We start from the raw sequence: 17,290 nt of genomic DNA on the forward strand, positions 1-17,290 counted from the left end.
CACCGAAATTCGAGAAGGGTCGGGTTTTCCCGGCCCTTTTGCTTTGCGCCTTTCCGGCTGCGGTTTGGAATATGCCGCTGGAAATGTGACCGCCCGCCCGCTAGAAAGCCCTCACATCCTGGAGACCGCCATGAACGATCACATCCGCCCGCAGCCCGGCATCATGGAAATCGCGCTTTACGAAGGCGGGGCCGCCCATGTCTCGGGGCTGTCGGATGCGGTCAAGCTGTCGTCCAACGAAAACCCGTTCGGCCCTTCAGACAAGGCGAAAGAGGCGTTCCAGCGCGCCGCGCACAAGCTGCACCGCTATCCCAATACCGACCATGCCGCGCTGCGCCAGGCGATCGCAGAGGTGCACGGGCTGGACCCGGACCGCATCATCTGCGGCGTCGGCTCGGACGAGATCATCCATTTCATGTGCCAGGCCTATGCCGGCCCGCGCGACGAGGTCGTGTTCACCGAGCACGGCTTCCTGATGTATCGCATCTCGGCCCATGCGGCGGGCGCGAGCCCCGTTCAGGTCCGCGAGCGCGAGCGGACGACCGATGTCGACGCGATCCTTGCCGCCTGCACCAAGCGCACGCGGCTGGTCTTCGTGGCCAACCCCAACAATCCCACCGGCACGATGATCGGCCTGGCCGAGCTGGAGCGGCTGGCGCGTGGCCTGCCGAAACAGGCGATCCTGGTGCTTGACGGGGCCTATGCCGAATATGTCGAGGGCTATGATGGCGGCGCCGAACTTGCCACGCACCTGCCCAATGTCTTCATGACGCGGACCTTCTCCAAGATCTACGGGCTGGGCGGGTTGCGGATCGGCTGGGGCTATGGTCCGCGCCAGATCATCGACGTGCTCAACCGTATCCGCGGGCCTTTCAACCTGTCGAACGCGCAGCTTGACGCCGCCGAGGCCGCGGTGCGCGATCAGGACTGGGTCACCCGCTGCCGCGATGACAATACGCGGCTGCGCGCGTGGCTGGCCGAGGCCCTGGCGGAGAAGGGCGTGCCGTCCGACACGTCGACGGCAAACTTCATCCTTGCGCGCTTCGCCTCGGAAGCCGAGGCCGGGGCCTGCGACGAATTTCTCAAATCCGAGGGGCTGATCGTGCGCCGGGTTGCGGGCTATGGGCTGCCCAACTGCCTGCGCATCACGGTGGGCGACGAGGCGTCGTGCCGCCGCGTTGCCTATGCGATCGGTCAGTTCAAGGCCGCAGGCGCGCAATCATGAGCGCGCCGGTCTACAACCGGGTGGCGCTGGTCGGGCTTGGGCTGATCGCCTCGTCCATGGCCCATGCCATCCGCTGGAAAGGGCTGGCGGCCGAAATCGTGGGCCATGCCAAATCGCCCGAAAGCCGCGCCACGGCGCTGGAAATCGGGCTGTGCGACCGTGTCTGCGACACGGCGGCCGAGGCCGTGAAGGGTGCCGATCTTGTGGTGCTTGCGGTTCCGGTGGGCGCGATGGGCGACATCGCGGCCGAGATCGCGCCGCATCTGGCCGCGGGGGCGACGGTGACCGATGTCGGCTCGGTCAAGCAGGCGGTGATCGAGGCGGTTGCCCCGCATATCCCCGAAGGCGTGCATTTCATCCCCGGCCACCCGCTTGCGGGGACCGAGCATTCGGGCCCGCGCTCGGGCTTTGCCACGCTCTTCGTGAACCGCTGGTGGCTTCTGACCCCGCCCGAGGGCTGTGACGATGCGGCGCTGTCGCGCCTGATCGCGCTGTGTCAGGGCATGGGCGCCAATGTCGAGACGATGGAGGCCGGGCATCACGATCTGGTTCTGGCCGTTACCTCGCACACGCCGCACCTGATCGCCTATACGATGGTCGGCGTTGCCGATCACCTGCGCCGCGTGACGCAATCCGAAGTCATCAAGTATTCCGCAGCGGGCTTTCGGGATTTTACCCGGATCGCAGCCTCGGACCCGACGATGTGGCGCGACGTGTTCCTGACCAACCGCGAGGCGACGCTGGATATCCTGGGCCGCTTCACCGAAGAGCTGTTCGTGCTGCAACGCGCGATCCGCATGGGCGACGGGCCCTTGCTGCACGACTATTTCACGCGCACCCGCGCGATCCGCCGCGGCATCATCGAGGCGGGCCAGGACACGGCCGCCCCGGATTTCGGCCGTGGTGCCCCGGTCCCCGCCGAGGGGGAAACCCCGTGATCGCCGCCGCCCTGCGCGGGGCCGCGCTTGCGGCCATGCTGGGCTCGGGGGCGATGGCGTTCGCGCCGGCGGATTCGCCCCGTCCCGTCCCGCGCCCGCACGGCGCGGTGGCCGCGGATGCAGTGCAGGAAACGGCGCCGGCCGCCACGATCCCGGTATTGCGCCCGCTTGCCAAGCCGCGCGGCGGGGCCGTCAGGCTTGCCGCCGCCGCGGTGGCGGCCAAGCCCGGCAAGCCGGGGCGCAAGGGCGCGGTATGCGGCGTGCCGGGCATTGTCGGGGTGCCGGTCGCGGCCATTCCGGGCAAGGCGAAGGGCTGCGGATTGCAGGACGGCGTCAAGGTCACCTCGGTCGCGGGCGTGCCGCTTTCGCAACCGGCCACGATCGATTGCACCACGGCGCGCGCGCTGCATGACTGGGTCGAGAAGGGGATCCGCCCCGCTATCGGCAAGACCGGCGGCGGGCTGGCGGGCCTTGAGATCGCGGCCAGCTACAACTGCCGGCCGCGCAACAACCAGAAGGGCGCCAAGATCTCGGAGCATGGCCGGGGCCGCGCGGTCGACCTGTCGGGCGTGCGGCTGGCCAATGGCGAGGTGATCTCGGTCCTCAAGGGCTGGAGCGCGCGCCCCAAGATCGTGAAGGCGATCCACCGTTCGGCCTGCGGCACCTTCGGTACGGTCCTGGGCCCCAATTCAGACCGCTTCCACAAGGACCACATCCACGTCGACACCGCGCGCTATCGCAGCGGCTCCTATTGCAGATAGGGCGCGGGCCCCAGGGGAAGGGGGCCAAGCGACGTCATTCCGTTGTGAAAGCTCAGCGGCAGTTCGACTGCCCCGTCATCGGTCTGCGCGGCCATCTGCCCGGCGATCGCCCCGAACATGATCATCCGCTCGGGCGGCACGAGGCCCGCCTGCAAGGCCAGTTGCAGCATCTTCTGCCAGTCATGGGTGCGCAGCATGATCCGGCCCTCGGGCTGGCCGGTGGCGGTGATCTCGACCTGGCCATGGGCCAGAACCGACAGGCCGGCCCAGTCCAGCCGCGCCTCGGCCAGATCGAAGGCGGTCATGCGGGGCAGGGCGGCCCATTGCACATGACGGTCAAGCGGGGCCGAAAGGCGCATGCGCCCGTCCAGATGCAGCCGCGCGATCCGCCCCGACAGTCCGGTCTCCCGGCCAAGGGCGGCAAGGACGGCGGGCGGCAGGTCGAGGTCAAGAACCTCCAGGCCGATCTCATACGCGTTCGGGGTCTCGACGGCGCGGATCGCGGCGCGCAGCTCGCGCGCGGCAAGGGTCTGGGCGGGATCGCCGCCATCCGCGGGCGCAAGGCGCGGGGCGGTGACGATGGCGGTGGCGCGGTCCAGGGGCAGATCGCCGCCGATGCGCAGCGCTGCCGAGGCGCGCATGTCCTCGTTCAGCAGCCGGAACTCCCCCGCGCCGATGCGCAGGCTCTGCTCGGCCGGGGCATAAAGGATCACCTCGTTCGGCCGGTAGGACAGCGCGAAGACCTGCGCGAAAGGGGCGGACCAGGCGATCGCGCCATCGCCCGATTGCAGGCGCGGGGCCTCGAATGTCAGATCGAAGCGCGAGGGGAAACCCGCAAGCGATACCCCCGCCGCATCGGCCCGCCCATCGGCGCGCGCCAGCTCCAGCGCCGCTTCGGCGCCGCGCTCCACCGCCCGCGCGCCCACGAACCAGTAGCCGCTGTAAAGCGCCATCAGGGCAATCACCAACCAGATCAGACGCCGCATGGCTTCCCTTTCCATCCATCCGGATTGCGTGTTTATCTTGACCCGGACAGGAGGGCCAGTGCCATGGCGGACACATTATGGGTATTCGGCTACGGCTCGCTGATCTGGCATCCGGGGTTCGAGCCGGCCGAACGCGTGCTTGCGCGGGCCGAGGGCTGGCACCGTTCGTTCTGCATGCTGTCGGTGCATTACCGCGGAACGTCCGAGCGGCCGGGCCTTGTGCTTGCGCTGGATGCGGCCGAGGCGGCGGCCTGCGCGGGGGTGGCCTTCGCCGTGCGCCACGGCGAAGAGGCGCGGGTGCTGGAAGATCTGCGCGCGCGCGAGCTGATCTCGTCGGCCTATCTGGAACAGACCCTGCCCTTGCAGCTTGCTGACGGGCGGCGGGTGACGGCGGTGACCTATGTGATCAACACCGCACATGCGCAATATTGCGGCGGGCTCGATCTTGAACGGCAGGCGCGGATGATCGCCGCGGCCCATGGCGGGCGCGGCCCGAATGCCGAATACCTGTTCAACACGGCCGAGCATCTGCACGCGCTCGGCATCGCCGATCCCGATATCGACTGGCTGGCCGAAAGGGTGCGGGCCTTGCGCGCTTAGCTCTTGGCACGGGCTTCCGCCCCGCCTATCCTCGCAGCCAAACAGGCATGTGAAGGGGCAGTCATGCGTGCGCCGGTCCGGCAAGCAGAGCCGCAATTTTCCCAGCCCGTCCGTCAGGTTACGCTGATGATGGTGGTCTTGGGGCTGGTCGGCATGGGGGGCTGGTTCGCCTATGCCCGCATCTATCCGATCTTTCTGGCAAATCCCTATCTGAACGGGCTGATCCTTGCGGTCTTCGTTCTGGGGGTGCTGTCGTGTTTTTGGCAGGTGGTGCAACTGGTCAAGTCGGTCAGCTGGATCGAAAGCTTCGCCGCTGACCGGCCGGGCCGGCCGCAGATCGCCGCGCCCTCGCTGCTGGCGCCGCTGGCGGCGCTTCTGGGCAGCCGGGGCGCGCGCCACCAGATCGCCAACTCGTCCGCGCGCTCGATCCTCGAATCCGTCGCAACCCGGATCGACGAGGGGCGCGACATCACGCGCTATGTCTCCAACCTGCTGATTTTCCTTGGTCTTCTGGGAACGTTCTACGGGCTTGCGACGACCGTCCCGGCGGTGGTCGAAACGATCCGCGCGCTTGCCCCGCAGGAGGGCGACAGCGGCATCGCGGTGTTCGACAAGCTGATGACGGGGCTGGAGGCGCAGCTTGGCGGCATGGGCACGGCGTTTTCCTCATCGCTGCTGGGGCTTGCGGGCTCGCTGGTGGTGGGGCTGTTGGAGCTGTTCGCAAGCCACGGCCAGAACCGCTTCTACCGTGAGCTGGAGGAATGGATTTCTTCGATCACGCGGCTGTCCTTTGCCGCCGGCGATGCCGAGGGCGAGGCGAACATGGCCGTGGCCGTCCTGGACCACATGTCCGAGCAGATGGAGGGGCTGCGCGACATGTTCGCCCATTCCGATGCCGGCAACCGCGAGCTTGGCGAACGGGTCGGCCATCTGATGACGGGGGTCGAACGCCTGACCCACCGCCTTGAGGCCGATACCGGCCTTGGCGAGCAGATGACGCGGCTGGCCGACGGGCAGGAGCGCCTGATCGCCGCCTTCGGCGTGCTGGCCGAGCGGCTTGATACAAGTTCCGAGACCGAGGCAGAGATGCGCATGCGCCTGCGGTCGATCGACGTGCAGCTTCTGCGCCTTCTGGAAGAGGTCTCGGCCGGGCGGCAGGAAAGCATGGCCGAGCTGCGCCATGACTTTGCCGGGCTGACCCGCGCGATCCTGTCGCGGCGCAACGACCAGGGCCAGGAGGGCTGAGGCGATGGCCCTTGCACGGCGCGGCGGGCAGCAACGCTTTTCGGCCACGATCTGGCCGGGCTTCGTCGATGCGATGACGGCACTTCTGCTGGTGCTGATGTTCGTGCTGACCATCTTCATGGTCGTGCAATCGGTGCTGCGCGAGACGATTTCGTCGAAAGAGGACGAACTTTCCGCGCTGTCGGCGCAGGTGGCGGGGCTGGCGCAGGCGCTTGCGCTGGAGCAGACGCGGGTGTCCGATCTCCAAGGCGATCTGGCGAACATGCGCACCGAGGCCGCGGCCCAGACCGCGCTGATCGCAACCCTGAGTTCGCAGCTGGAAACGCGCGAGGCCGAGCTGGCCGAGGCGGGGCAGAAGATCACCGCCTTCGAGGCGCAGGTCGCCACGCTTCTGGCCGCGCGCGCCGCCGCCGAGGACGCCGCCCGCAGCACCGCCGAGGAATTGCGGCTGGACCGCGAAACCATTGCCGAGCTGCGCGCCAAGCTGCAATCCTCGGGCGACGAGCTGGCGGCGATGACGCTTGCGCTGGAGGAAAGCCGCCGCAAGGCCGAAGAGACGCTGACCCTTCTGGCCGCCGCCGAAGCCGCGCGCGACAAGTTGCAGCTTGATCTGGAAAGCGGCACTTCCGAGGCCGAACGCGAAGCCGCCCTGCGCGCCGTGGCGGAACGGGCGCTTGCGAACGAGCAGGAAATCTCTGCCGAAGCCGCGCGCCGGGTGGCGCTTCTGAACGAACAGATCGCCGCGCTGCGCGGCCAGCTGGCCGAGTTGCAGGGCATTCTGGATGCCGCCGAGGCGCGCGATTCCGAAGCGCAGGTTCAGGTCGAGGCCCTGGGAACGCAACTGAACGCGGCACTTGCACAGGTGGCGGCCGAACAAAAACGCCGCGCGGCGCTGGAAGAGGCCGCCCGCCTCAAGGCCGAGGAAGAGGCCCGCGATCTGGCGCGCTACCGTTCCGAGTTCTTCGGCCGGCTCTCGGCGCTTCTGGAGGGGCGCGAGGGCGTGCGCGTGGTGGGCGACCGTTTCGTCTTTTCCTCGGAGGTGCTGTTCGAGCCCGGCTCGGCCGATCTTGCCCCCGAGGGGCGCGCCCAGATCGCGCAGGTGACCGCGATGCTTCAGGATCTGGCCGACCAGATCCCGCCCGAGATCGACTGGATCATCCGCGTCGATGGCCATACCGACGATGTGCCCCTGTCGGGCGCCGGCGCGTTCGCGGATAACTGGGAGCTGAGCCAGGCGCGCGCGCTGTCGGTGGTGCGCTACATGATCGGCCAGCTTGGCTTTGCGCCGCAGCGCCTTGCCGCGACCGGGTTCGGCGAATTCCGCCCTGCGGTCGAGGGCACCTCGGCCGCCGCGCGCGCGGCGAACCGACGGATCGAACTCAAACTGACCGAACGATAGGCGCGCCGGGCGCACGTTGCGGCACGATGAAAAAGGCCCGCCGGAATGGCGGGCCTTTCGTGTCTGCGCTTACTCGGCCGTCAGAAGGGGTGGCTTCGATCCGGTCAGGCGCGGTTTTTGAGGCTCTTCCACGTTCAGAACGATCGCGCCGTCCTTCACCGCCACCTTCACCACGCCGCCCTTGGTCAGCTGGCCGAACAGAAGCTCTTCGGCCAGCGGCTTCTTGATGTGCTCCTGGATGACGCGGCCAAGGGGGCGGGCGCCCATCTTGTCGTCATAGCCCTTTTCGGCCAGCCAGTCGGCGGCTTCCGGGGTCAGTTCGATATGCACGTTGCGGTCGATCAGCTGCGCCTCGAGCTGAAGGACGAATTTGTCGACCACCTGAAGGATGACCTCACGCGACAGGGGCGCGAAGCTGACCACCGCATCCAGACGGTTGCGGAATTCGGGCGTGAAGGTGCGCTCGATCGCGGCCGTATCCTCGCCCTCGCGCCGGTCGCGGCCAAAGCCGATCGCGGCCTTCTGCATGTCCGAGGCGCCCGCGTTGGTGGTCATGATCAGGATCACGTTGCGGAAATCCACCTGCCGGCCGTTATGGTCGGTCAGCTTGCCGTGATCCATCACCTGCAACAGGATGTTGTAGACATCCGGATGCGCCTTCTCGATCTCGTCCAGAAGCAGCACGCAATGGGGGTGCTGGTCGACGCCATCGGTCAGCATGCCGCCTTGATCGAAACCGACATAGCCCGGAGGCGCGCCAATCAGGCGGCTGACCGCGTGTTTCTCCATGTATTCCGACATGTCGAAGCGCAGAAGCTCCACCCCCAGCGTATCGGCCAGTTGCTTGGCGACCTCGGTCTTGCCGACGCCGGTGGGGCCGGCAAAGAGGTAGTTGCCGATCGGCTTTTCGGGTTCGCGCAGGCCCGCGCGGGCCAGCTTGATCGCCGAGGACAGCGCCTCGATCGCCTTGTCCTGACCGAAGACCACGCGCTTGAGCGTCTTTTCCAGATCGCGCAGCACCTCGGCATCGTCCTTCGAGACGTTCTTGGGCGGAATGCGGGCGATCTTGGCCACCACGGCCTCGATCTCTTTGGCGCCAAGGGTCTTGCGCCGCTTGCTTTCGGGCAGCAGGTGCTGCGCCGCGCCGGCCTCGTCGATCACGTCGATCGCCTTGTCCGGCAGCTTGCGGTCATGGATGTAGCGCGCCGACAGCTCGACCGCCGTCTTGATCGCGTCATTGGTATAGCGGATGTCGTGATGCTGTTCGAAATAGGGCTTCAGCCCCATCAGGATCTTGATCGAATCCGCCGTCGACGGCTCGTTCACGTCGATCTTCTGGAACCGGCGGCTCAGAGCGCGGTCCTTCTCGAAATGCTGGCGGAACTCCTTGTAGGTGGTAGAGCCCATGCAACGCAGCTTGCCGCCCTGCAACGCGGGCTTGAGCAGGTTCGAGGCATCCATCGCCCCGCCCGAGGTCGCGCCCGCACCGATCACGGTGTGGATCTCGTCGATGAAGAGGATCGCGTCGGGATGGTCTTCCAGCTCCTTGACCACGGCCTTAAGGCGTTCCTCGAAATCGCCGCGATAGCGGGTGCCGGCCAGAAGCGCGCCCATGTCGAGCGAGTAGATCGTGGCATCCTTCAGGATCTCGGGCGTTTCGCCGCGCGTGATCTTGAGCGCGAGCCCCTCGGCGATGGCGGTCTTGCCCACGCCGGGATCGCCCACCAGAAGCGGGTTGTTCTTGCGCCGGCGGCACAGCACCTGGATGCAGCGCTCTACCTCGTCCCCGCGGCCGATCAGCGGATCGACATCGCCTTTCATGGATTTTGCGTTCAGATCCACGCAATACTTGGCAAGCGCGGATTCCTTGGCTTCGCCCGGCGGGGTTTCGGCCTTGGTTTCCTCTTCGGTGCCGCTGACCTGCCGGAAATCGCCGAATTCGGGGTCCTTGGCCACGCCATGGGCGATGAAATTCACCGCGTCATAGCGCGTCATGTCCTGTTCTTGCAGGAAGAAGGCGGCATTCGATTCGCGTTCGGCGAAGATTGCCACAAGGACGTTCGCGCCCGTCACCTCGCTGCGCCCCGAGCTTTGGACATGGATCGCCGCGCGTTGGATTACGCGCTGGAAGGCGGCGGTGGGTACGGCTTCCGAACCCTCGACCTCGGTGATGAGCGTCGAGAGATCGTCGTCGATGAATTCGGTCAGCGTCTGGCGCAATTCCTCAAGATCGACCGAGCAGGCCTGCATGACGCGCGCGGCGTCGGGCTCGTCGATCAGGGCCAGAAGCAGGTGTTCCAGCGTGGCAAGTTCATGGCGGCGTGCATTTGCAAGCGCGAGTGCACCATGAATGGCTTGTTCGAGTGTGGTCGAGAACGAAGGCATCTGGTGCTCCTTTCCTTCGGGGCAGGTGCGATCCGGGGAAGCCCCGGGTTTTTCCTGGCCTCATACAGTTAAACTTCGGTGGAAATTGCCGGGCTTCAAGTCCTTTCTCACGCAAAATTCGGGTTCGAACAGGTTGTTGCGTGAAAAGTGAACAATCGGGCCGGGAAATGCGGGCGGATTGGGTCGGGTTTGCGCCATTCAGATAGGTGCGTCCCCGGAACTTTCAATGGGCGCCCCACCCCGATCAAGCAGAAGCCGGATCAGATCGGTGCGGGTAATGATGCCGATCAGCCGGCCCGCTTCGGTCACGGGAACGACGCGCGCGCGGCGCATCGCAAGGCGTTCCAGAAGCGCGCCCACCGTGGTTCCCCGTTCGACCGGCGCGATGCCGGACACCATGATGGAGGCCGCCTCGGCCTCGGTCGGGGAGGCGCGCAGGCCGGCAAAGCGGCGCCGTTGCGCGGTAAGGTCCTGCGCAAGGCGGACCATTACCGCCTCCTGGTCGACAAGGCCCAGATAGGTGCCCTCGCTGTCGGTCACGGGCAGGCTTTTCGTGCCAAGATCGGCCAGCCTGCGCACGATCTCCGAGATGGGGGTGTCCGGGCCGATGGCCACGGGGGCGGGGGTCATCACCTCTTCGACCAGGGTGCCGGTGAACAGGATCGCCTCAGCGCGCGCTTCGGCGGCTTCGAGCAGGCGCGCAAGATCGGCCGGGCCGAGGTTTGCGGACTGGTTGAATTCCAGTAGCAGCGCTTCAAGCGTATCGCGCGGCAGCGCGCTTGCCCTTGCGCGCGTGCCGGGGCTGGTCCTGGGGGCGTCGGGGGCCGCCGCCTTCAGCCGCCGCAGCGGATAGACCCGGCCCGTTGCCGCATGCCACAGCGTCCCGAGCAGCACGAGAAATACCGTGATGGCGGCCACGGGGGTGAAGGCAAAGCCGAAGCCCAGTTGCCGGCCGGCCTCGAATTCCAGCACGGCCAGCAGCGCGATCCCCGCCGCCGGCGGGTGCAGCGCGCGCAACGCCATCATGGCCACGATCGCAAGCGCGACGGCCAGCCCGTCGGCATAGGGCGGGGGCACGACATATAGCACCGCCACCGAGACCAGCGCCGAGACGGTATTCCCGACAAGCGCCGACCAGGGCTGCGACAGAGGGCTGTTTGGCAGCACGAAGATCAGCACCGCCGTCGAGGCCAGCGACGACACGAGGTAGATCCCCGTCACCCGCGATCCGGGCATCGCATAGACCAGAACCGCGGCGGCCAGCAGCCCCAGCCCGGTGCCCGCCGCGGTGCGCAGGATGTCCACCATCGGCCGGCGCCCCATCGCGGGGGCGAAGCCGCGGGAAAGGCGCGCAAGACGGGCAAGGATTTGGCGGCGATGGGCGATCTGCGGGGCGCTCCGTTGCGGATTGGCCTTTGGGGGGGCGGTCTTCGGACCGGGGGTCAGAAACGGTCCTTGCGGGCGCGGGCCTCGGTAAAGACCGCGAGGTCGGTGGCGGTCTCCATCCCCAGGGCGCGGCGCAGGCCGGGATCGGCGGCGCGCAGGAAGGGGTTCGTCGCCTTTTCCAGTGCAAGCGGCACCGGAACCGTCGGCGCGTTGCGCGCGCGGCGGGCGCGCGTGTCGGCCATGCGCGCCTGAAGGGCGGGGTTGTCGGGCTCCAGGCTGAGGGCGAAGCGGCCGTTCGCCTCGGTATATTCATGGCCCGAACAGATCAGCGTGTCGTCGGGCAGCGCGGCCAGGCGCGAGAGCGTATCGAACATCTGCGCGGGGCTGCCCTCGAACAGGCGCCCGCAGCCCCAGCTCATCAGGCTGTCACCGGTGAAGGCCAGCCCCGCATTGGGGAAATAATAGGCCAGATGCCCGACGGTATGACCCGAGGCCGCGATCACGCGCACGGCCTCCATGCCGATATGAAGATCTTTACCGGGCTCTGCCTCTTCGGTCAGGCGCGGCAGGCGCGGCGCATCCGCCGCGGCCCCGATCACCCGTGCCCCGGTTGCGGCGGCAAGGGCCCGGACGCCGTCGATATGGTCATGATGGTGGTGGGTCAGCAGGATATGGCTCAGTTTCCAGCCACGCTCCGACAATTCACGGAGCACCGGGACGGCATCGGGCACGTCGACGGCGGTCGTGGTGTCGGTGGCGGGGTCATGCACGATATAGCAGTAGTTGTCCGCAAGACAGGGGACGATGGCCAGGTCAAGGGGCATGGTGTTTCGTGTCCGTTTCCGTATTCTGGGCACAGCTTCGCCCAAGGGACCGCCGCGTGCAATGCATCTTGATGTACTTGACCTGCGTAATTTCTACTATCGCACGCAACTCGGCCGTGCCGCGCAAAAGGCGGTGCGCGACCGGATGCTTGGCCTCTGGCCGGCCTCGGCTTCGGAAAGCGCGGGCCAGACCTATGTCGGCTACGGATTCGCGGTGCCGCTGCTGCGGCCTTATCTGGAACATGCGCGCCGGGTGATCGGGTTGATGCCGGGCGAGCAGGGGGTGATGCCCTGGCCGGCCGGCATGCCCAATGTCTCGGTCCTGTGCGATGAGATTCGCTGGCCGATCGAAACCGGCATGGTGGACCGCCTGGTGCTTCTGCACGGGCTTGAGACCTCGGATCATCCGGGCGCGCTGATGGAGGAATGCTGGCGCGTCCTCGGCCCCGGAGGGCGCGCGCTTTTCATCGTGCCGAACCGGGCGGGCCTGTGGGCCCCGCGCGAAACGACGCCCTTCGGCTTTGGCCGCCCTTATACGCCGGGGCAGCTGGATGCACAGGCGCGCCGCGCCGGGTTCGTGCCCGAACGCCACGCGGCGGCGCTTTACATTCCGCCCTCGGACCGCCGCTTCTGGCTGCGCTCGGCCCCGATGTGGGAACGGATGGGGCAGAAGGTGTCGGGCTTCCTGGCGGCGGGCGTCATCATGCTCGAGGTTTCCAAGCAGGTGCATGCGCCGCGCCGCCCCGGTCTTCCCGCCGCCGTTCGCAAGCCGCTGTCGATTCTCGAAGGGGCCGCAAAACCCGCCGCGGACCCGGTCTGAGCGGGCGCGAGGCGACTCGGGCGGCGCCACTTTTGCGTGCATCGGGCGGCCGCTTGCCGCCGTTAGCGCCGCAACCTTTCGGACGAAACCGGAACGGGCCGGGATCCGCCCCAAATAAGCGCATCTCGCATTCACATTCTGTTGTCCAAGACGGTTGCGAGGGGGGGATTGCTCTGCTACATGCGAGGCCGATTGAGGCGTGCGGAGCACTGCACGCCACTGGGGGCCTCTGGCCCGGCGCCATCCGGGCCGGGAGCATGGGGCGAAGTCATCGGAAGGGTGGACGTGTCCGAACCAGCTTCGATTTCCGCAGCCATCGCCGAGCGTTATGCTACGGCTGTTTTTGAACTCGCACGCGAAGCCAAGGGCCTCAAGGCGCTCGAGGCCGATGTGGAGGCGCTTGGCGCCGCCATCGACGCCTCGGCCGACCTGCGCGATCTGATCGGCTCTCCGATCTATCCGCGTGAGGCGCAGGAAAAGGCGATCGGGGCCCTTGCGGCCAAGATGGGCCTGTCGGCGCCGGTGGCCAATGGCCTGGCGCTGATGGCGCAGAAGCGCCGGCTGTTTGCGTTGCCGCAACTGCTGAATGCGCTTGCAGCGCAGATCGCAGAAGAAAAGGGCGAGGTGACGGCCGTCGTCACCGCCGCCACCGCGCTGAGCAAGGCACAGGCCGACAAGCTGGCCGCCGCCCTCAAGGCGCAGACGGGAAAAACCGTCAAACTCGCCATGTCCGTCGATGAAAGCCTTATCGGCGGGATGATCGTCAAGCTGGGCTCGAAAATGATCGACACGTCGGTCAAATCGAAACTCGCATCTCTCCAGAATGCCATGAAAGAGGTCGGATAATGGGAATCCAAGCCGCAGAGATCTTCGCTATCCTCAAAGAGCAGATCAAGAATTTCGGGCAGGACGCCCAGGTTGCCGAAGTCGGCCGCGTGCTGTCGGTCGGTGACGGTATCGCCCGTGTGCACGGGCTCGACAACGTCCAGGCGGGCGAGATGGTCGAATTCCCCGGCGGTATCCGCGGGATGGCACTGAACCTCGAGATCGACAACGTCGGTGTCGTCATCTTCGGTTCGGACCGTGACATCAAGGAAGGTGACACCGTCAAGCGCACCCAGTCCATCGTGGACGTGCCGGTGGGCGAGGGCCTTCTGGGCCGCGTCGTGGACGGCCTTGGCAACCCGATCGACGGCAAGGGCCCGATCAAGGCTGAAAAGCGCCTTGTGGCCGACGTCAAGGCGCCGGGCATCATCCCGCGCAAATCGGTGCACGAGCCGATGGCGACGGGCCTGAAATCGGTCGACGCCATGATCCCGATCGGCCGCGGCCAGCGGGAGCTGATCATCGGCGACCGTCAGACCGGCAAGACCGCGATCGCGCTCGACACGATCCTGAACCAGAAATCGTATAACGACGCCGATCCCAAGAACAAGCTGCACTGCTTCTATGTCGCCATCGGCCAGAAGCGTTCGACCGTGGCGCAGCTGGTCAAGAAGCTCGAAGAATCCGGCGCGATGGAATACACCACCATCATCGCCGCGACCGCATCCGACCCCGCGCCGATGCAGTTCCTCGCGCCCTATTCGGCGACCGCCATGGCCGAGTATTTCCGTGACTCGGGCCGCCATGCGCTGATCATCTACGATGACCTGTCGAAACAGGCCGTGGCCTACCGCCAGATGTCGCTGCTGCTGCGCCGCCCGCCGGGCCGCGAAGCCTATCCGGGCGACGTTTTCTACCTGCATTCGCGTCTGCTGGAACGTTCGGCGAAGCTGAACGAGGATTTCGGCGCCGGCTCGCTGACCGCGCTGCCGGTCATCGAAACCCAGGGCGGCGACGTGTCGGCCTTCATCCCGACCAACGTGATCTCGATCACCGATGGCCAGATCTTCCTTGAAACCGAACTGTTCTACCAGGGCATCCGCCCGGCCGTGAACACCGGTCTGTCGGTGTCGCGCGTGGGGTCCTCGGCGCAAACCAACTCGATGAAGTCGGTGGCCGGCCCGGTGAAACTCGAACTCGCCCAATACCGCGAGATGGCCGCCTTCGCGCAGTTCGGCTCGGACCTCGACGCCGCCACGCAGAAGCTGCTGAACCGCGGCGCGCGCCTGACCGAGCTGATGAAGCAGCCGCAATATTCGCCGCTGACCAACGCGGAAATCGTGGCCGTCATCTTCGCGGGCACCACCGGCTTCCTCGACAATGTCGCGGTGCGGGATGTGGGCCGTTGGGAAAAGGGGATGCTCACGCATCTGCGCACCAACCGCAAGGACATCCTCGAGTGGCTGACCAACGACGATCCGAAGATCAAGGGTGAGGCTGCGGACAAGCTGAAGGCCGCGATCGAAGAATTCGCCAAGACCTTCGCGTAAGCGCCTGAAAGGACAGGGAAATGCCCAGCCTTAAGGACCTTAAGAACCGGATCCAGAGCGTCAAGAACACGCGAAAGATCACGAAGGCGATGCAGATGGTCGCGGCCGCAAAACTGCGCCGCGCCCAGGAAGCCGCCGAGAACGCCCGGCCCTTCGCCGAGCGGATGAATGCCGTCATGTCGGGGCTTGCCGCCTCGGTCGGCGGCTCTGACAGCGCGCCCCGGCTTCTGGCCGGGACGGGCTCGGATCAGACCCATCTTCTGGTGGTGATGACCGCCGAGCGTGGCCTTTGCGGCGGCTTCAACGCCAACATCGCAAAGCTGGCCCGCGTTCGCGCCAACGAATTGCTGGCCAAGGGCAAGACGGTGAAGATCATCACCGTCGGCAAGAAGGGCCGCGACGCGCTGCGCCGCGACCTGGGGCAGTATTTCGTGGCGCATGTCGACCTCTCCGAGGTCAAGCGCATCGGCTATGCCAATGCCCAGGACATCGCGCGCGACATCCTCGGCCGCTTCGAGGCCGGCGAGTTCGACATCGCGACGATCTTCTACTCGGAGTTCGAAAGCGTGATCAGCCAGGTGCCGACCGCGAAACAGATCATCCCCGCTTCGTTCGAAGCCGGCGGCGAGGCCGGTGCCTCGGCCGTCTACGACTACGAGCCGAGCGAGGAAGAGATCCTGGCAGACCTTCTGCCGCGCGGTGTTGCAACTGCGATCTTTGCCGCCCTTCTGGAAAACAACGCCTCGTTCAACGGCGCCCAGATGTCGGCAATGGACAACGCGACCCGCAACGCTGGCGAGATGATCGACAAGCTGACGATCGAGTTCAACCGCTCGCGTCAGGCCGTGATCACGAACGAGCTCATCGAAATCATTTCGGGCGCCGAGGCGCTCTGACGGAATCGGAGATAGGAAAATGGCAATCAAAGGCAAAGTGACCCAGGTCATCGGCGCCGTCGTCGACGTGCAGTTCGAAGACGGTCTCCCCGCGATTCTCAACGCGCTGGACACGACCAACAACGGCAAGAAGCTGGTGCTCGAAGTGGCGCAGCACCTGGGCGAGAACACCGTCCGCACCATCGCCATGGACGCGACCGAAGGTCTCGTGCGGGGCGAGACTGTGGTCGATACCGGCGCGCCGATCACCGTTCCGGTGGGCAACGCGACGCTGGGGCGCATCCTGAACGTCATCGGCGAGCCGGTGGACGAAAAAGGCCCGGTCGCCAAGAAAGAGGCCCGCGCCATCCACCAGCCGGCCCCGGAATTCGCCGAACAGTCGACCGAGTCGGAAATTCTGGTCACCGGCATCAAGGTCATCGACCTTCTTGCGCCCTATTCGAAGGGCGGCAAGATCGGCCTGTTCGGCGGCGCCGGCGTGGGCAAGACGGTTCTGATCATGGAACTGATCAACAACATTGCCAAGGTGCACTCGGGCTTCTCGGTCTTCGCCGGTGTGGGCGAACGGACCCGTGAGGGCAACGACCTTTACCACGAGATGATCGAATCGGGCGTCATCAACACCGACAACCTCGAGGAATCGCAGGTGGCGCTGGTCTATGGCCAGATGAACGAACCTCCGGGCGCGCGGGCGCGCGTCGCGCTGACCGGCCTGACGCTGGCCGAGCAGTTCCGCGACCAGTCGGGCACCGACGTTCTGTTCTTCGTGGACAACATCTTCCGCTTCACCCAGGCGGGGTCCGAGGTGTCGGCGCTTCTGGGCCGTATCCCTTCGGCCGTGGGCTACCAGCCGACGCTGGCCACCGACATGGGCGCGCTTCAGGAGCGCATCACCTCGACCAAGGCGGGCTCGATCACCTCGGTGCAGGCCATCTACGTTCCGGCCGACGACCTGACCGACCCGGCGCCGGCGACCTCGTTCGCGCACCTCGACGCCACCACGGTTCTGTCGCGTGCGATCTCGGAACTCGGGATCTACCCGGCGGTGGACCCGCTCGACTCGACCTCGCGGATCCTGGATCCGGCCGTTGTCGGTGACGAGCATTACCAGGTTGCCCGCGACGTGCAGGGGATCCTTCAGCGCTACAAGTCGTTGCAGGACATCATCGCCATTCTGGGCATGGACGAGCTGTCCGAAGAGGACAAGCTGACCGTGGCCCGCGCGCGCAAGATCCAGCGTTTCCTGTCGCAACCCTTCGACGTGGCCAAGGTCTTCACCGGCTCGGACGGGGTTCAGGTTCCGCTGGAAGACACGATCCGTTCGTTCAAGGCGGTCGTGAACGGTGAATACGACCACCTGCCCGAGGCGGCCTTCTACATGGTCGGCGGCATCGACGAGGTGATCGCGAAAGCCCAGAAACTCGCCGCTGCGGCGTAAGGAGGCTTGACC

15 protein-coding genes are annotated in these 17,290 nt (G+C 66.4%); 11 read left to right on the plus strand and 4 right to left on the minus strand.

Annotation, left to right across the window (positions count from 1 at the left end):
• Positions 1-130 precede the first annotated feature (130 nt).
• From hisC to AC4PTO_RS05030, 3 genes are read left to right on the plus strand one after another with little or no spacing between them, the layout of a single operon-like run.
• Positions 131-1,225, plus strand: a complete 1,095-nt coding sequence (gene hisC, locus AC4PTO_RS05020) for a histidinol-phosphate transaminase (RefSeq protein WP_492732489.1) — start codon at positions 131-133, stop codon at positions 1,223-1,225.
• Positions 1,222-2,163, plus strand: a complete 942-nt coding sequence (locus tag AC4PTO_RS05025; protein WP_492732491.1) for a prephenate/arogenate dehydrogenase family protein — start codon at positions 1,222-1,224, stop codon at positions 2,161-2,163. The genes hisC and AC4PTO_RS05025 overlap by 4 nt, the downstream gene beginning before the upstream one ends.
• Entirely contained in the window at positions 2,160-2,924 is a 765-nt protein-coding gene (locus AC4PTO_RS05030) for an extensin-like domain-containing protein (RefSeq protein WP_492732493.1), read from the plus strand. Before AC4PTO_RS05025 ends, AC4PTO_RS05030 begins: the two co-directional genes overlap by 4 nt.
• On the opposite strand, the gene AC4PTO_RS05035 is transcribed toward AC4PTO_RS05030, so the two are convergent.
• Positions 2,912-3,910 (minus strand): DUF2125 domain-containing protein, encoded by a 999-nt coding sequence (locus AC4PTO_RS05035; protein ID WP_492732495.1) that lies wholly within the window; start codon positions 3,908-3,910, stop codon positions 2,912-2,914. The genes AC4PTO_RS05030 and AC4PTO_RS05035 overlap by 13 nt on opposite strands.
• A gap of 63 nt (positions 3,911-3,973) precedes the next feature.
• Here AC4PTO_RS05035 and AC4PTO_RS05040 point away from each other — a divergent pair, with 63 nt between their 5' ends.
• The 3 genes from AC4PTO_RS05040 (at position 3,974) to AC4PTO_RS05050 (ending at position 7,154) form a co-directional block, all read left to right on the plus strand.
• A complete protein-coding gene (locus AC4PTO_RS05040) occupies positions 3,974-4,510 on the plus strand; it encodes a gamma-glutamylcyclotransferase (RefSeq protein WP_492732498.1) in 537 nt (178 codons plus the stop codon).
• A 63-nt stretch (positions 4,511-4,573) separates the two neighbouring features.
• On the plus strand, positions 4,574-5,755 hold the full coding sequence (locus AC4PTO_RS05045; protein WP_492732499.1) for a biopolymer transporter ExbB: 1,182 nt from the start codon (positions 4,574-4,576) through the stop codon (positions 5,753-5,755).
• A 4-nt stretch (positions 5,756-5,759) separates the two neighbouring features.
• The gene (locus AC4PTO_RS05050) at positions 5,760-7,154 is read left to right on the plus strand and encodes a peptidoglycan -binding protein (protein WP_492732501.1); all 1,395 of its coding nucleotides are present in this window, start codon (positions 5,760-5,762) and stop codon (positions 7,152-7,154) included.
• Between the two features lie 69 nt (positions 7,155-7,223).
• On the opposite strand, the gene clpA is transcribed toward AC4PTO_RS05050, so the two are convergent.
• From clpA to gloB, 3 genes are all read right to left on the minus strand, one after another.
• Positions 7,224-9,539: an ATP-dependent Clp protease ATP-binding subunit ClpA gene (clpA, locus tag AC4PTO_RS05055; protein WP_492732503.1), complete on the minus strand. Its 2,316-nt coding sequence runs from the start codon at positions 9,537-9,539 to the stop codon at positions 7,224-7,226.
• A gap of 198 nt (positions 9,540-9,737) precedes the next feature.
• Entirely contained in the window at positions 9,738-10,847 is a 1,110-nt protein-coding gene (locus AC4PTO_RS05060; RefSeq protein ID WP_492732505.1) for an HPP family protein, read from the minus strand.
• Between the two features lie 134 nt (positions 10,848-10,981).
• Complete coding sequence (gloB, locus tag AC4PTO_RS05065; protein ID WP_492732507.1) at positions 10,982-11,749, minus strand: hydroxyacylglutathione hydrolase; 768 nt, start codon at positions 11,747-11,749, stop codon at positions 10,982-10,984.
• A gap of 61 nt (positions 11,750-11,810) precedes the next feature.
• Here gloB and AC4PTO_RS05070 point away from each other — a divergent pair, with 61 nt between their 5' ends.
• The 5 genes from AC4PTO_RS05070 to atpD all read left to right on the plus strand — a co-directional run bounded on the left by AC4PTO_RS05070 (position 11,811) and on the right by atpD (position 17,278).
• Positions 11,811-12,569, plus strand: a complete 759-nt coding sequence (locus AC4PTO_RS05070) for a methyltransferase domain-containing protein (protein ID WP_492732509.1) — start codon at positions 11,811-11,813, stop codon at positions 12,567-12,569.
• Positions 12,570-12,854: 285 nt separating this feature from the next.
• On the plus strand, positions 12,855-13,415 hold the full coding sequence (locus AC4PTO_RS05075) for a F0F1 ATP synthase subunit delta (RefSeq protein ID WP_492732511.1): 561 nt from the start codon (positions 12,855-12,857) through the stop codon (positions 13,413-13,415).
• The gene (atpA, locus tag AC4PTO_RS05080) at positions 13,415-14,944 is read left to right on the plus strand and encodes a F0F1 ATP synthase subunit alpha (RefSeq protein WP_492732512.1); all 1,530 of its coding nucleotides are present in this window, start codon (positions 13,415-13,417) and stop codon (positions 14,942-14,944) included. Before AC4PTO_RS05075 ends, atpA begins: the two co-directional genes overlap by 1 nt.
• A gap of 20 nt (positions 14,945-14,964) precedes the next feature.
• Complete coding sequence (locus AC4PTO_RS05085; protein ID WP_492732514.1) at positions 14,965-15,840, plus strand: F0F1 ATP synthase subunit gamma; 876 nt, start codon at positions 14,965-14,967, stop codon at positions 15,838-15,840.
• 19 nt (positions 15,841-15,859) lie between these two features.
• The gene (gene atpD, locus AC4PTO_RS05090; RefSeq protein WP_492732516.1) at positions 15,860-17,278 is read left to right on the plus strand and encodes a F0F1 ATP synthase subunit beta; all 1,419 of its coding nucleotides are present in this window, start codon (positions 15,860-15,862) and stop codon (positions 17,276-17,278) included.
• Positions 17,279-17,290: the final 12 nt, after the last annotated feature.

The sequence above is a fragment of the Rhodobacter maritimus genome (assembly GCF_058747975.1).

What these genes read in the sequence shown, in the direction of transcription:
- hisC (WP_492732489.1), top strand. Translation starts at nt 131, where the DNA reads ATGAACGATCACATCCGCCCGCAGCCCGGCATCATGGAAATCGCGCTT.
- AC4PTO_RS05025 (WP_492732491.1), top strand. Translation starts at nt 1,222, where the DNA reads ATGAGCGCGCCGGTCTACAACCGGGTGGCGCTGGTCGGGCTTGGGCTG.
- AC4PTO_RS05035 (WP_492732495.1), bottom strand. Translation starts at nt 3,910, where the DNA reads ATGCGGCGTCTGATCTGGTTGGTGATTGCCCTGATGGCGCTTTACAGC.
- AC4PTO_RS05040 (WP_492732498.1), top strand. Translation starts at nt 3,974, where the DNA reads ATGGCGGACACATTATGGGTATTCGGCTACGGCTCGCTGATCTGGCAT.
- AC4PTO_RS05045 (WP_492732499.1), top strand. Translation starts at nt 4,574, where the DNA reads ATGCGTGCGCCGGTCCGGCAAGCAGAGCCGCAATTTTCCCAGCCCGTC.
- AC4PTO_RS05050 (WP_492732501.1), top strand. Translation starts at nt 5,760, where the DNA reads ATGGCCCTTGCACGGCGCGGCGGGCAGCAACGCTTTTCGGCCACGATC.
- clpA (WP_492732503.1), bottom strand. Translation starts at nt 9,539, where the DNA reads ATGCCTTCGTTCTCGACCACACTCGAACAAGCCATTCATGGTGCACTC.
- AC4PTO_RS05060 (WP_492732505.1), bottom strand. Translation starts at nt 10,847, where the DNA reads ATGGTGGACATCCTGCGCACCGCGGCGGGCACCGGGCTGGGGCTGCTG.
- gloB (WP_492732507.1), bottom strand. Translation starts at nt 11,749, where the DNA reads ATGCCCCTTGACCTGGCCATCGTCCCCTGTCTTGCGGACAACTACTGC.
- AC4PTO_RS05070 (WP_492732509.1), top strand. Translation starts at nt 11,811, where the DNA reads ATGCATCTTGATGTACTTGACCTGCGTAATTTCTACTATCGCACGCAA.
- atpA (WP_492732512.1), top strand. Translation starts at nt 13,415, where the DNA reads ATGGGAATCCAAGCCGCAGAGATCTTCGCTATCCTCAAAGAGCAGATC.
- AC4PTO_RS05085 (WP_492732514.1), top strand. Translation starts at nt 14,965, where the DNA reads ATGCCCAGCCTTAAGGACCTTAAGAACCGGATCCAGAGCGTCAAGAAC.
- atpD (WP_492732516.1), top strand. Translation starts at nt 15,860, where the DNA reads ATGGCAATCAAAGGCAAAGTGACCCAGGTCATCGGCGCCGTCGTCGAC.